Genomic DNA, 13,768 nt, shown 5'->3' on the forward strand with positions numbered 1-13,768 from the left:
TATGGTAGTGACTTTCCACTTATAGCGTGCGTATAAATTTTATCAATTGTTTCTTTTGTTATGTATATATTATCTAGATTTATGATTGGTCTTTCGTCTAACTCTGGTTGAAACGTATTTGACAATATGGAATCAGAGGGAGATACAGCACTCAATATTCTCTCTTCATATGCATTTTTTTCATCTTTTAATAGAATAGAGATATTTCTGGATTCTATCGACCATAGATCACTGATAAAGCATTTGAGTTCATACGTGGTTGTCAATGGTCCTGTCTGGATTGAGGGGGGGACGAGGCCATCTTTTGTAGTTAGCAGCTTATAAACTTTTGAGTGTCGAGACCATGTTTTATATATCCGAGTCAGCTCATTAAACGTCAATGTCCCATCGAAATAAAATTTGAGTGGGCTTTCATCTGCATTTTTATTATCGATCTTTATTTTTAAAGTACCTTTAATTTCTTGTAAGTTTATACATAAGGTTATAGACCCCACATCATGCCAATGAAGGAAGTCCTCAATTTCACAATTGAGTAATTTTGCTGCTCTTGATAACGAGCAGTATTCTAAAGGTGGCATTTTATTTAATGCCCATATATTTTTTTGAATTTTATTATTCATAAAAATTCCTTTCCTACCAATGTGAAATTTTCAGACCCCATATCATATGGAGCAACATAATTTTCTGAATTAATCGACAGGTAATTAGACCACCATTGCATCATTCTGCGGCGTTCCTGCATGTGCTGTGCAAGATGTACATATGCTGCCCGCACTTCGTTTCTTTCTTGATGACTCATCTGCCGTTCAACCGCATCACGTGACCAGAGTCCTGATTCGGTCAATGCAGAGCAGGCCATTGCCCTGAACCCATGCAAGCAGACATCAGTTTGAGTGTTGTAACCCATCGTTCGCAGGGCTTTATTAACTGTGTTTTCGCTCATCGGTTTATATGGGTTGCTGTCACCGGGGAAAACCAGCAGATATTTACCACTGATTTTTCTTATATCCTCCAGCACCGCGATAGCTTGACTAGATAGCGGGACATAATGGGCAGCTCCCATTTTTGCGCCCCGGTCTGAGAATTTAACCCCCACAATTTCTTCACGTTGTCCCGGTATCGTCCATAGCCCATTTTCAATGTCAATCTCTTCCCATCTGGCATGTCGTAGTTCACTGGATCGTACAAAAGTGTGCAGGGAAAAGAGAACAGCCAAGCGAGTCAATGGTCTTCCCGTGTAATTTCTCGTCTTCGCTAACAGATCAGGTAAACGTTCAAGAGGTAGAGCAGGGCGATGTCGTACTTTGGGATTCGTAATTGCGCCTTTCAGATCGTGGGCAGGGTTGTAATCGACAATTCCATGTTGCACGGCATAACGGAAGACGCTCGCCATCGTGGTTTTTACCCGGCTCGTTGTGGCACCAATTCCTTTCTCAGTCATCTTGACCAGCATCGGCAGCAAGTCACGGGTTTTGAGCGTATCGATAGGCTTTGAACCGATGGCAGGAAAGAGGTGGTTTTCCATTTCCCGGAGAATTTTGGTACGGGTGATCTCTTTCCACTCAGGATGCCCCATCGTTCCACTATGCCACTCTCTGGCTACACTCTCGAACGTGGGGGAAGTTGGATCTTCCTTTTTTAGTTTCTTTGCTTCGCGAGGATCACGTCCATCGGCTAGCAGTTGTCTGGCTTCATCACGTCGCTTTCGCGCTGTTGCAAGTGGGACGTCCGGGTAAACCCCTAATGCCAAGGTGGCTTGTTTTCCATCAAAACGATAATTCATACGCCAGTATTTCCCACCAGTCTTTCGTACCAGTAAATACAAACTCCCTCCATCGGTAAGTTTGTAATCATTGGTCTTCGGCTTGGCATTTTCGATCTGTTTGGGGGAAAGCACATTTATGGCCATACCTGCACTCATTTAAGTAAATTGATGGTATCTCTATATCGAACTGCACAATACCATCCCTTATACCATCACAAGGATGTAATGTCATGAAATTAACTGAAATGAAAATTAGGCTGATTTGGTATTAACTTGCTGTTTTTATGTGGATTAAGTGATGAAATGAAATGTAGTGAAAGGTCTTTAAAGTGTCCCCTGCAGGAATCGAACCTGCAACTAGCCCTTAGGAGGGGCTCGTTATATCCATTTAACTAAGGGGACGAGGCGGCACGAGTATAGCGTTATTTACACTTTGCGTTAAGCGCGTTGCCGCCTGACTGCTCAAAGAGTCACCATTCAGGTTGATTTTTTTGCTGCTTTATCCTTTTCTGCCTGCGCCTTAAGCTCGGCTTTGCGTTTATTCGACATGTCGTTACGGATTTGGGCATGGCTTAACAGCGCGAAGATAAACGTTCCACCGCAGATATTCCCCGCCAGCGTCGGAATGGCGAACGGCCAGAAAAAATCGCTCCAGTGAAGCGTACCGTTAAAGACCAGGTAAAGTATCTCAACGGTACCGACCACGATATGCGTGGTATCCGCCAGCGCAATTAGCCAGGTCATCAGTATGATCACCACGATTTTAGCGCTACCGGCAGAAGGGAACATCCACACCATTGTGGCGATAATCCACCCAGAGATAATGGCATTTGAAAACATTTCGACTGGCGTGTTTTTCATCACATCCATACCGATCTTCACAAATGCGTCCCGGGTGGGTTCATCAAATATCGGCATATATTCAAATGCCCAGGCCGCGATGCCCGTGCCGATGATATTTCCCAGCAGAACCACGCTCCAGAGCCTCATCAATAAACCAAAATTGCCGAGGGTAGGGTTTTGCATCACCGGCAGTACGGCGGTCACCGTGTTCTCAGTAAACAGCTGCTGGCGGGCCATGATGACGATAATAAAGCCGAAGGTGTAGCCGAGGTTCTCCAGTAAAAATCCGCCGGGCACGCCCTCCAGCTGCACATGAAATATCCCTTTAGCAAGCAGCGAGGCGCCCATTGACAGTCCAGCCGCGATAGCTGACCAGAAGAGGGCCATGGCATCGCGCTCCATCTCCTTTTCGCCGTCCTGGCGTATATGCTCGTGGATTGCCATCGCGCGGGAGGGGAGGCGATCTTCATCAATCTCTATCTCCTCCCCGCGCGCTTTCTCCTCGCTTTCAATTTCATGTTCCTCATTACTTTCGCCAATTTTGTCTTCACCCACTTCTTTCATATCTGCTCCCGGAGGTTGATCTTTCTTTTAAGCGTAGCGGCTTTTATCGGGATGCCTGTGGGGATGCTCTTAAATTGGCGGGAATGACAACAAAGGTGATACATCTTGTTCAAAGACATTATAAAATTGCCAGCGAAACGAATTCCAAAAGTCAGGCTATGCTGAGATCAGAGTCACGGTGATTATTGCCCATAACTGTACTCATAGACATCGGTAAACGTGCTGTTACAATCACTTGCACGTTTTCAGACGGAGCGCCAGATGCTCCGTTACGGATGGCAATCAACGATAGCCATACTGAACAGGGAGATATTTATGAAACTTCGGCTGTCGGCGCTTGCGCTGGGCGCGACGATGCTTGTGGGCTGCGCCAGCTCCGGGGAGCAAACGGGACGCTCCGATCCTCTCGAAGGATTTAACCGCTCTATGTATAGCTTCAACTACAACGTGCTGGACCCGTATGTGGTTCGCCCGGTGGCAGTAGCATGGCGCGATTACGTTCCACAGCCCGCGCGTAACGGGTTAAGCAATTTTACCAGCAACCTCGAAGAGCCTGCGGTGATGGTCAACTATTTCCTGCAGGGCGATCCGTATCAGGGGATGGTGCACTTTACGCGCTTCTTCCTGAACTCCCTGCTGGGGATGGGTGGTTTTATCGATGTTGCAGGTATGGCAAACCCGAAACTGCAGCGTGAACAGCCGCACCGTTTCGGCAGTACGCTGGGGCATTATGGTGTCGGTTACGGCCCTTACGTCCATCTGCCGTTCTATGGCAGCTTCACCGTGCGTGATGATGGCGGCGATATGGTCGATACGCTGTATCCGGTTCTGTCGTGGCTGACCTGGCCGCTGTCGGTGGGTAAATGGACGGTGGAAGGGATTGAAACCCGTGCGCAACTACTTGATTCAGACGGTCTGCTGCGCCAGTCGTCCGATCCGTACATTATGGTGCGTGAAGCGTACTTCCAGAATCATGACTTTATCGCCAACGGCGGCAAGCTGAAGCCGGAAGATAATCCAAACGCGAAGGCTATTGAAAACGAACTCAAAGATATTGATTCGGAATAAATAAAAAAGGTGAGCAACGCTCTAATGCCGATCAGTTAAGGATCGGTTGACCGATCCAGTGGCTGTGTAAGAATCCGGAAATGTTTACCCGTTTCCGGATTTTTTTATGCACATTGGACAGGCTCTTGAGCTGGTATCACGTTACGATTCTCTGCGTAACCCTCTGACTTCTCTGGGCGACTGTCTTGACCCGGAACTGATTTCCCGCTGCCTTGAAGAATCCGGCACCGTCACGTTACGCAAACGGCGCCTTCCTCTGGAAATGATGGTCTGGTGCATTATCGGTATGGCCCTTGAGCGTAAGGAGCCGCTTCATCAGATAGTTAACCGGCTGGATATCATGTTACCCGGCAACCGTCCGTTCGTTGCCCCCAGTGCCGTGACCCAGGCCCGTCAGCGGCTGGGAAGCGAAGCCGTCCGCCGCGTGTTCACGCAAACAGCGCAGCTCTGGCATAACGCCACACCGCATCCGCACTGGTGCGGCCTGACCCTGCTGGCCATCGATGGTGTGTTCTGGCGCACACCGGATACGCCGGAAAACGATAGCGCCTTTCCCCGCCAGACGCATGGCGGAAACCCGGCACTCTACCCGCAGGTAAAAATGGTCTGCCAGATGGAACTGACCAGCCATCTGTTGACGGCAGCGGCCTTCGGCACGATGAAAAACAGCGAAAATGAGCTCGCGGAGCAACTGATAGAGCAGACCGGCGATAACACCCTGACGTTAATGGATAAAGGCTATTACTCGCCGGGGCTGCTGAATGCGTGGAGCCAGGCGGGAGAACACCGTCACTGGATGCTCCCTCTCAGAAAGGGAGCACAGTATGAAGAGGTCAGAAAGCTGGGTAAAGGCGACTATCTGGTGAAGCTGAAAACCAGCCCACAGGCACGAAAAAAATGGCCGGGTCTGGGAGATGAGATGACAGCCCGCCTGCTGACCGTAACGCGCAAAGGGAAAACCAGCCATCTGCTGACGTCGATGACGGACGCCATGCGCTATCCCGGAGGAGAAATGGCAGACCTGTACAGCCATCGCTGGGAAATAGAGCTGGGGTACAGGGAGATAAAACAAACGATGCAACTGAGCAGGCTGACGCTGAGGAGTAAAAAGCCGGAGCTTGTGGAGCAGGAGTTATGGGGCGTGTTACTGGCGTATAATCTGGTGCGATATCAGATGATTAAAATGGCGGGCCATCTGAAAGGATACTGGCCGAATCAACTGAGCTTCTCAGAATCATGCGGCATGGTCATGAGAATGCTGATGACGCTGCAGGGCGCTTCACCAGGGCGTATCCCGGAGCTGATGCGTGATCTTGAAAGCATGGCGCAACTGGTAAAGTTGCCGACAAGAAGGGAAAGGGCCTTCCCGAGGGTGGTAAAGGAAAGGCCCTGGAGATACCCCACAACCCCGAAAAAAAAGCCAGTCAGTTGCTTAACTGACTGGCATTAGAGCAACGCTCACCTTTTTTGATCCCTGCGCGATTAGAACGCGTAGTTGAAGTTAGTACCGAACAGCCAGGCTTTACCTTCAGAGGTAAATTCGTACGGGCCTTCCTTGAAGGTCACTTTCTGGCCATGCATATAAGATACGCCCGCATCGACAGAAGCATTCTCGTTGAACGCGTAGGTTGCACCAGCACTCACCCAGAAGCGGTCCTGATCCGGAATGGAAATGGAGCGCTTATCAGCCGGTACCGGGCTGTCATCGAATGCGATACCGGTACGGAATGTCCAGTTATCATCCATATAATAGGTGGTACCCAACGCAATGCGATAGGCGTCGTGGAAGCTCTCGTCCTTATAGAACAGCGTTTGACCGTTGGTGCCGGTCGCTTTCAGCTCCTGGAACTGGCTCCAGCTGGTATAGGCCAGGCTATAGTGAATAGCCCACTGTGGCGCTACGCGGTTGTAACCCGAGACTTCCCACATTTCTGGCAGATGCAGTGACAGTGAGCCAGGGACAGTTTGACCGGAAGTCCCCCACGGGATAGTGGTACCCGCACCAGGGACCAGGCTGTTGACCGGCGTCAGGATGCCGCTCTTGTAATCACCGTCGAAGTCAATTTTTACTTCGGAACGATAGGTCAGGCCCCAGCGGTTGTTTTTGTCCAGCTCGTACAGAATACCGGCGTTCCAGCCATAGCCCCACTCATCGCCCTTCAGGCTGGCAATTTTGTTGCTGTTTTTCGGCAGGCGAGCCGTTTGTTCACCGGCGTAACGCTCAATTTTTGCATCGGCGTAGACGGCATCAAAGCCCAGACCGAAGCTCCAGCTGTCGTTCAGACGATAAGCACCGCTCAGGTTCAGGTTTAGCGTTGTCAGGTCTGTTTTACCGCCGTATTCGCCTGCCGGGTAGTTGTTATTGAACTCGGTAGCAAGGCCATAGTTAGACGTGACGGATGCGCCCCAGCCAAATTGTTCATTGATTGGTGCAACGAAGTGCAGGTTAGGTACCCACGCCGTTGGCGCAATGTTATCTGCTTTCAGGCTCGCACCAGAAGGTGACGTGCCGGAAATGTTGACATCAGGATCGATATACACCGCACCAGCAGAGAAGGTCGGGCGATCGAACATCATGATTAATGCAGGGTTACGGCTTGCGTTACCCGCATCATCAGCGATTGCACCTTCCCCTGAATACGCGCGGCCAAGGCCAGAGGAAGAAAATTCGTTTAGCTGAAAGCCCGCTGACCAGGCGGAAGTAGAGACGATTGCCACTGCGACTGCCAGCGCAGTCTTGTTGAACAGGGTTTTCTGGCTCATGACCATAACCTCATTGAGTTATTTTTATTCAATAATTGTTACATACCGTAACAGGAGCGCGAAGTGTAGGGTCTGAGGTATGACAGACAAATCAGACCAGTGGCCAGAGTATAGGTCCGACCAGCCTGAATGTTGCAAGTTTGTTTATTAATATTTTCAAACATGTTTCTTGAAACGAGATCTGGTTGGCAAAATTGTGACCATCGCGGCTCACTCAAAAGGGTGGTTTTTGTTTTAGATCATTTTTTAGTGTGATATCGGTCACTTATCCGATTTTGCGCCATTAACGGCTGGAGAGAGCCAGCGCTGGGGCGTAAAATATCAGCATCGTGTTTATCTCGCGCGCTGCGCGAATACAGAGGAAATTGAGCTATGAGTAAATGCAGTGCTGATGAAACCCCGGTTTGCTGCTGTATGGATGTTGGCACCATCATGGACAACACCGATTGCACCGCGTCTTACAGCCGTGTGTTCACCAACCGCGCCGAAGCCGAAGAAACGCTGGCCGCGCTGAGCAAGCGCGCGCGTGATGTGGAGTCCGATCCGTGTGAAATCAAATCTACCTTCACGGAAGTGGAGGGCGGCGTGAAGCTGGATATCGACTTTGTGTTTGCCTGCGAAGCTGAAACGCTGATTTTCCAGCTCGGTCTGCGTTAATTCTTTTTGCCCGGCGGCGCTTCGCTTGCACGGGCCTACGATCGTGTAGGCCGGGTAAGGCACCGTCGCCACCCGGCAACAAACCGCACAATTGCCTCTGCCATGCAGGGGCATTTTCTTTTTCTTCTCTGTGTTTTACCTCGCATTTTTAAGCTTCCCCGATTGGCTGAATGTAAAAAAATGGTTAAGACTGTTATCAGGTCAGACCACTTTATAGTCATGTAAAATTTTTCACAGGGGAAGGTTATGAGTCAGGCATTACCGCTAATCACCCGACAAGGTGACCGCATTGCCATTGTCAGCGGTCTGCGTACGCCGTTTGCACGTCAGGCGACGGCGTTTCACGGTATACCGGCTGTCGATCTGGGGAAAATGGTAGTGGGGGAGATGCTGGCTCGCAGCGAAATTCCGCCTGAGGTCATCGAACAGCTGGTCTTCGGCCAGGTGGTGCAGATGCCTGAAGCCCCTAACATTGCGCGGGAGATTGTTCTCGGTACCGGCATGAACGTTCATACCGATGCCTACAGCGTCAGCCGCGCGTGCGCGACCAGCTTCCAGGCGGTAGCAAACGTGGCGGAAAGTCTGATGGCGGGCACCATTCGCGCCGGGATCGCAGGTGGCGCCGATTCTTCCTCCGTACTGCCGATTGGCGTCAGTAAAAAGCTGGCCCGCATTCTGGTGGATGCTAATAAAGCCCGCACCACCGGTGCGAAGCTCAAACTCTTCTCGCGTTTACGCCTGCGCGATCTCTTGCCCGTGCCACCTGCCGTCGCGGAATATTCGACTGGCCTGCGAATGGGCGATACCGCCGAGCAGATGGCCAAAACTTACGGCATCACCCGCGAGCAGCAGGATGCGCTGGCGCATCGCTCGCATCAGCTGGCAGCGAAAGCCTGGTCGGAGGGCAAACTCACCGACGAGGTCATGACCGCCTACACGCCTCCCTATCGAGAGCCTCTTACTGAAGACAACAATATTCGTGGCACCTCGACGCTGGCGGATTACGCCAAACTGCGCCCGGCGTTTGACCGCAAGCACGGCACCGTGACGGCGGCCAACAGTACGCCGCTGACCGATGGTGCTGCTGCGGTGATCCTGATGACGGAGTCGCGTGCAAAAGAGCTGGGCATCACGCCGCTGGGCTATTTGCGCAGCTATGCCTTTACCGCCATTGATGTCTGGCAGGACATGCTGTTAGGTCCGGCGTGGTCCACGCCGCTGGCGCTGGATCGCGCGGGGCTAACCCTGGCGGATTTAACCCTGATTGATATGCACGAAGCCTTTGCAGCGCAAACCCTGGCAAACGTCCAGCTGCTGGCAAGCGAGCGTTTTGCACGCGACGTGCTGGGCCGCGCCCATGCCACCGGCGAAGTGGATCAGAGCAAATTCAACGTGCTGGGTGGGTCGATCGCCTACGGCCATCCGTTTGCGGCCACGGGTGCGCGAATGATCACCCAGACACTACACGAACTCCGTCGCCGCGGCGGCGGGTTTGGTCTCGTCACCGCCTGCGCGGCGGGCGGCCTTGGTGCAGCAATGGTTCTGGAGGCTGAATAATGGATATGCCATCTGCATTTAATCTGACGGTTCGCCTCGATAACGTCGCGGTTATCACTATTGCTGTGCCTGATGAAAAGATGAATACCCTGAAGGCTGAATTCGGCACTCAGGTTCGCGCCATGCTCAAGCAGATCCGCGAAAATAAAGCGATTCGTGGTCTGGTCTTTATCTCGGCTAAGCCGGATAACTTTATTGCCGGGGCCGATATCAACATGATCGCCCGAGCGAAAAGCGCGCAGGAAGCTGAAGATCTGGCGCGTCAGGGACAGCAGGTAATGGCTGAAATCAACGCTCTGCCGATTCCGGTTATTGCCGCGATCCACGGTGCCTGCCTGGGCGGCGGGCTGGAGCTGGCGCTGGCCTGTCACAGCCGTATCTGCACTGACGATCCGAAAACCGTTATAGGGTTGCCAGAAGTGCAGTTAGGCCTGCTGCCGGGATCGGGTGGAACACAGCGTCTGCCGCGTCTGGTTGGGGTTAGCACCGCCCTGGAGATGATCTTAACCGGCAAGCAGCTACGCCCCCGTCAGGCACTGAAAGTGGGGTTGGTTGACGACGTCGTTCCGCACACCATACTACTGGACGCTGCTGTTGAGCTGGCGCTGAAGGGACGTCAGGCAAAACGTCCTCTCCCCGTACGCGAGCGCGTGCTGGCAGGGCCACTGGGGCGCGCGCTCCTGTTCAACATGGTAGGCAAAAAAACCGAGCAAAAAACCAAAGGCAACTACCCGGCGGCAAAGCGCATTCTGGAAGTGATGGAAACCGGGTTGTCGCAGGGCAGCAGCAGCGGCTATGCCGCTGAAGCCAAAGCCTTTGGCGAACTGGCGATGACGCCGCAGTCGCAGGCGCTGAGCAGCATCTTCTTCGCCAGTACTGAGGTGAAAAAAGATCCGGGCAGCGAGGCAGAGCCTGCTCCGCTGCGTGCCGTTGGCGTGCTGGGCGGTGGGCTGATGGGCGGCGGAATCGCGTTTGTTACCGCCAGCAAAGGCAAATTGCCCGTGCGTATCAAAGACATCAGCGCAAAGGGCATCAACCACGCGCTGCAGTACAGCTGGCAGAACCTTGATCGGAAGGTCAAACGCCGCCATATCAAGGCAAGCGAGCGTGATAAAACCCTGGCGACGATCTCCGGCACGACGGATTACAGCGGTTTTGCGCACCGGGACCTGGTGATTGAAGCCGTATTTGAAGACCTGGCGCTTAAGCAGCAGATGGTGGCTGACGTAGAGCAGCATTGCGCGCCGCACACTATTTTTGCCTCAAACACCTCGTCTTTACCGATTGGCGATATCGCGGCGAAAGCTGCTCGTCCGGAGCAGGTCATTGGTCTGCACTTTTTCAGTCCGGTCGAAAAAATGCCGCTGGTGGAGGTGATCCCGCACGCCACGACCAGCCCGCAGACCATCGCCACCGTGGTGAAGCTGGCGAAAAAACAGGGTAAAACCCCGATTGTGGTCGCGGACAAGGCTGGCTTCTACGTCAACCGTATTCTGGCACCCTATATCAACGAAGCGATGCGGCTGCTGACGGAAGGGGAGAAAATCGAGTACGTCGACGAGGCGCTCGTAAAGTTTGGCTTCCCCGTCGGTCCAATCCAACTTTTGGATGAGGTGGGAATAGACACCGGCACTAAAATTATACCTGTGCTGGAAGCGGCTTATGGCGATCGTTTTACCCCGCCTGCAAACATTGTTTCTGCAATTTTGAAGGACGATCGCAAAGGCAGAAAAAATGAACGCGGTTTCTATCTTTACGGCGCGAAAGGGCGTAAAAGCAAGAAACAGGTCGACCCTTCGGTTTATGGGCTTATTTCGGCCACCGGTCAGGGAAGACTGTCTGCCGTTCAGTGCGCAGAACGTTGCGTGATGATGATGCTCAATGAAGCGGCGCGCTGCTTTGGTGAACAGGTGATCAAGAGCGCACGCGATGGCGACATCGGCGCGGTATTTGGTATTGGTTTCCCGCCGTTCCTTGGCGGCCCGTTCCGTTACATGGATACGCTCGGTGCGGGTGAAGTGGTTGTCATTTTGCAACGTCTGGCCTCGCAATACGGTCCGCGGTTTACACCGTGTGACGAATTATTGCAGATGGCGGAGCGGGGCCAGACATTCTGGCCTGCAAGGGAAACTGATTTCGTAAACTGAAGTCAAAGAAGGGTAAATCCTGAGCTGAATGAACCTGTTCTGGCGATTTTGTAAACAGAGATTGACTATACTTACGCCATTGAGGTAAAAAACAGCGTTTCATTCACCGAATGGATCAGGCACAATGCCCGGCCATCGGGTTTTCTACCTCAGAGCATTAATCGCGGGTAGTTAACGCCGGTGATTCTGGTTAACAAAAGCGGTGCAATATGCAAGTTTTTATCATGCGTCACGGCGACGCGGCACTCGATGCCGCCAGTGACTCAGTACGTCCTTTAACCGTCTGTGGCTGTGACGAATCCCGTCAAATGGCGACGTGGCTTAAAGGTCAAAAAGTGGACATTGAACGCGTTCTGGTGAGTCCGTTCCTGCGTGCAGAACAGACGCTGGACGTGGTAGGGGAGTGTATGAACCTGCCATCCAGCGTGGACGTTCTCCCTGAGCTGACGCCATGCGGCGATGTCGGTCTTGTCAGCGCTTACCTTCAGGCGCTGTGCAATGAAGGTGTCGCTTCCGCACTGGTCATTTCCCACCTGCCGCTGGTCGGCTATCTGGTATCTGAGCTGTGCCCGGGCGAAACGCCGCCAATGTTCACCACTTCCGCCATTGCCAACGTCACTCTCGACGAAACCGGCAAAGGGGTCTTCAACTGGCAAATGAGCCCGTGCAACCTGAAGATGGCAAAAGCCATCTGACGTGACGTGTGACAGGGCGGGGTACTACGTGTTTCCCGCCCTTCTGTCAGGGCAACTCTGGCGGCTGCCACTCCTCAACTTCAATCAACACCAGCAATGCGGCATCGCCGCCGTACTCTTTCGGTGCCTGATGAAACGCCATTACGTGCGGGTGCTGAGCCAGCCACAGCGGCGTCTGTTGCTTCAGAATGTGCTTACCGTGGCCGTGCATCACGCAGGCGCAAAAAACGTGTTCGCGGCGACAGGCGGCAATCAACGCCCCCAGCTCCTGTTTCGCCTGCATCTGCGTTAAGCCGTGCAGATCGAGAAACAGCTCCGGCGAATAATCTCCGCGTCGTAACTTTTTCAGCTCAAAATGGCTGACGTCTTCGCGCACGTACTTCACAGCCCCTTGCGTATTGAGCAGCGGCTGAAATTCATCTGAAAAATAGTGGCTGTTATCCGCCTGCTCCTGGAGCAGCCGTTTGACCGGAACTTCGCTGATTTTTTTACGCTGCGGACGGTGGACAATCGTGTCCTGCGCGATTTTACGCGTCCCGGTCATCAGCTGGCGGAAGAGAGCCTGATCCTCCTCGCTGAGCGATGTTTTCTTTTTCATTCGTCATTCTCATCTCGTATTTCCGATAGTGTACCCGACTAAACGCATTTTTTAACCTCAAGCGGTACGCGTCATTGCTGATTTATCGCCGTCTTCATGGCAAACTAGCCGCCGAAAATTATGCGAGCATGCCCTGGAGGAAAGAGTGGATAAAATATTTGTCGATGAAGCAGTAAACGAGCTGCATACCATACAGGACATGTTGCGCTGGTCGGTTAGCCGCTTCAGCGCCGCTAATATCTGGTACGGTCACGGTACCGATAACCCGTGGGACGAGGCCGTTCAGCTGGTGCTGCCGTCTCTTTACCTGCCGCTGGACATTCCGGAAGACATGCGCACCGCGCGCCTGACCTCCAGCGAAAAACATCGCATCGTTGAGCGCGTGATCCGTCGCGTAAACGAGCGCATTCCGGTGGCTTACCTGACCAACAAAGCCTGGTTCTGCGGCCACGAGTTTTACGTCGATGAACGCGTGCTGGTACCGCGCTCGCCGATTGGTGAGCTGATCAACAACCACTTTGAAGGCCTGATTAACCATCAGCCGCAGCACATTCTCGATATGTGCACCGGCAGCGGCTGCATCGCTATTGCCTGCGCCTACGCTTTCCCTGAAGCGGAAGTGGACGCCGTCGATATCTCCACCGACGCGCTGGCCGTGACCGAACACAACATCGAAGAGCACGGCCTGATCCATCACGTCACGCCAATCCGCTCTGACCTGTTCCGCGACCTGCCGACGCTGCAATACGATCTGATCGTCACTAACCCGCCGTACGTCGATGCAGAAGACATGTCCGATCTGCCGAACGAATATCGTCACGAGCCGGAGCTGGGCCTGGCGTCAGGCTCGGACGGCCTGAAGCTGACCCGCCGCATTCTGGCCTGCGCGCCGGATTACCTGACCGATGACGGCGTTCTGATTTGTGAAGTGGGCAACAGCATGGTACATCTGATAGAGCAGTACCCGGATGTGCCGTTCACCTGGCTTGAGTTCGACAACGGCGGTGACGGCGTCTTTATGCTGACCAAAGCGCAGCTGCTCGACGCGCGCGAACACTTCAGCATCTATAAAGATTAATCCAGCGGGCTTCGGCCCGTTTCACAACGCTCA

General features: G+C 52.9%; 11 protein-coding genes, 1 tRNA gene and 1 pseudogene. 7 read left to right on the forward strand and 6 right to left on the reverse strand.

What is annotated here, in order from left to right:
* From IM314_RS19805 to IM314_RS19820, 4 genes are all read right to left on the reverse strand, one after another.
* The coding region (locus IM314_RS19805) for a hypothetical protein (RefSeq protein WP_193359403.1) at positions 1-620 on the reverse strand (620 nt) is incomplete at its 3' end.
* Entirely contained in the window at positions 617-1,909 is a 1,293-nt protein-coding gene (locus IM314_RS19810; protein ID WP_193358984.1) for an integrase arm-type DNA-binding domain-containing protein, read from the reverse strand. The genes IM314_RS19810 and IM314_RS19805, both read right to left, overlap by 4 nt.
* Positions 1,910-2,095: 186 nt before the next feature.
* A tRNA-Arg gene (locus IM314_RS19815) sits at positions 2,096-2,167 on the reverse strand.
* Between the two features lie 75 nt (positions 2,168-2,242).
* The gene (locus IM314_RS19820) at positions 2,243-3,172 is read right to left on the reverse strand and encodes a formate/nitrite transporter family protein (protein WP_041908869.1); all 930 of its coding nucleotides are present in this window, start codon (positions 3,170-3,172) and stop codon (positions 2,243-2,245) included.
* 315 nt (positions 3,173-3,487) lie between these two features.
* Between IM314_RS19820 and mlaA the strand changes: the two genes are divergently transcribed.
* Positions 3,488-4,240, forward strand: coding sequence for a phospholipid-binding lipoprotein MlaA (mlaA, locus tag IM314_RS19825; protein WP_041908870.1), 753 nt, complete (start codon positions 3,488-3,490; stop codon positions 4,238-4,240).
* Positions 4,241-4,346: 106 nt separating this feature from the next.
* Positions 4,347-5,676: pseudogene (locus tag IM314_RS19830) on the forward strand (IS4 family transposase).
* Positions 5,677-5,722: 46 nt separating this feature from the next.
* Here IM314_RS19830 and fadL read toward each other — a convergent pair.
* On the reverse strand, positions 5,723-7,003 hold the full coding sequence (gene fadL / locus IM314_RS19835) for a long-chain fatty acid transporter FadL (protein ID WP_041908871.1): 1,281 nt from the start codon (positions 7,001-7,003) through the stop codon (positions 5,723-5,725).
* 372 nt (positions 7,004-7,375) lie between these two features.
* Between fadL and IM314_RS19840 the strand changes: the two genes are divergently transcribed.
* The 4 genes from IM314_RS19840 (at position 7,376) to sixA (ending at position 12,059) form a co-directional block, all read left to right on the forward strand.
* Positions 7,376-7,660 carry a YfcZ/YiiS family protein gene (locus tag IM314_RS19840; protein ID WP_023336445.1) on the forward strand — a complete coding sequence of 95 codons (285 nt, stop codon included), beginning with the start codon at positions 7,376-7,378 and terminating at the stop codon, positions 7,658-7,660.
* 246 nt (positions 7,661-7,906) lie between these two features.
* Entirely contained in the window at positions 7,907-9,217 is a 1,311-nt protein-coding gene (gene fadI, locus IM314_RS19845; RefSeq protein ID WP_126345370.1) for an acetyl-CoA C-acyltransferase FadI, read from the forward strand.
* The gene (gene fadJ / locus IM314_RS19850) at positions 9,217-11,364 is read left to right on the forward strand and encodes a fatty acid oxidation complex subunit alpha FadJ (RefSeq protein ID WP_193358986.1); all 2,148 of its coding nucleotides are present in this window, start codon (positions 9,217-9,219) and stop codon (positions 11,362-11,364) included. The genes fadI and fadJ overlap by 1 nt, the downstream gene beginning before the upstream one ends.
* 209 nt (positions 11,365-11,573) lie before the next feature.
* Positions 11,574-12,059 (forward strand): phosphohistidine phosphatase SixA, encoded by a 486-nt coding sequence (gene sixA, locus IM314_RS19855; RefSeq protein ID WP_003861375.1) that lies wholly within the window; start codon positions 11,574-11,576, stop codon positions 12,057-12,059.
* Between the two features lie 46 nt (positions 12,060-12,105).
* Here sixA and smrB read toward each other — a convergent pair whose 3' ends face one another.
* A complete protein-coding gene (gene smrB, locus IM314_RS19860) occupies positions 12,106-12,657 on the reverse strand; it encodes an endonuclease SmrB (protein WP_008502613.1) in 552 nt (183 codons plus the stop codon).
* A gap of 145 nt (positions 12,658-12,802) precedes the next feature.
* Here smrB and prmB point away from each other — a divergent pair, with 145 nt between their 5' ends.
* The gene (gene prmB / locus IM314_RS19865; protein WP_023312578.1) at positions 12,803-13,735 is read left to right on the forward strand and encodes a 50S ribosomal protein L3 N(5)-glutamine methyltransferase; all 933 of its coding nucleotides are present in this window, start codon (positions 12,803-12,805) and stop codon (positions 13,733-13,735) included.
* Positions 13,736-13,768 lie beyond the last annotated feature (33 nt).

The organism is Enterobacter cloacae complex sp. P42RS, assembly GCF_014930595.1.
Lineage (GTDB): Bacteria > Pseudomonadota > Gammaproteobacteria > Enterobacterales > Enterobacteriaceae > Enterobacter > Enterobacter bugandensis.

Coding starts and splice junctions, on each gene's coding strand:
- fadJ (WP_193358986.1), top strand. CDS start 9,217: ATGGATATGCCATCTGCATTTAATCTGACGGTTCGCCTCGATAACGTC.
- IM314_RS19820 (WP_041908869.1), bottom strand. CDS start 3,172: ATGAAAGAAGTGGGTGAAGACAAAATTGGCGAAAGTAATGAGGAACAT.
- fadI (WP_126345370.1), top strand. CDS start 7,907: ATGAGTCAGGCATTACCGCTAATCACCCGACAAGGTGACCGCATTGCC.
- smrB (WP_008502613.1), bottom strand. CDS start 12,657: ATGAAAAAGAAAACATCGCTCAGCGAGGAGGATCAGGCTCTCTTCCGC.
- fadL (WP_041908871.1), bottom strand. CDS start 7,003: ATGAGCCAGAAAACCCTGTTCAACAAGACTGCGCTGGCAGTCGCAGTG.
- IM314_RS19810 (WP_193358984.1), bottom strand. CDS start 1,909: ATGGCCATAAATGTGCTTTCCCCCAAACAGATCGAAAATGCCAAGCCG.
- mlaA (WP_041908870.1), top strand. CDS start 3,488: ATGAAACTTCGGCTGTCGGCGCTTGCGCTGGGCGCGACGATGCTTGTG.
- sixA (WP_003861375.1), top strand. CDS start 11,574: ATGCAAGTTTTTATCATGCGTCACGGCGACGCGGCACTCGATGCCGCC.
- IM314_RS19840 (WP_023336445.1), top strand. CDS start 7,376: ATGAGTAAATGCAGTGCTGATGAAACCCCGGTTTGCTGCTGTATGGAT.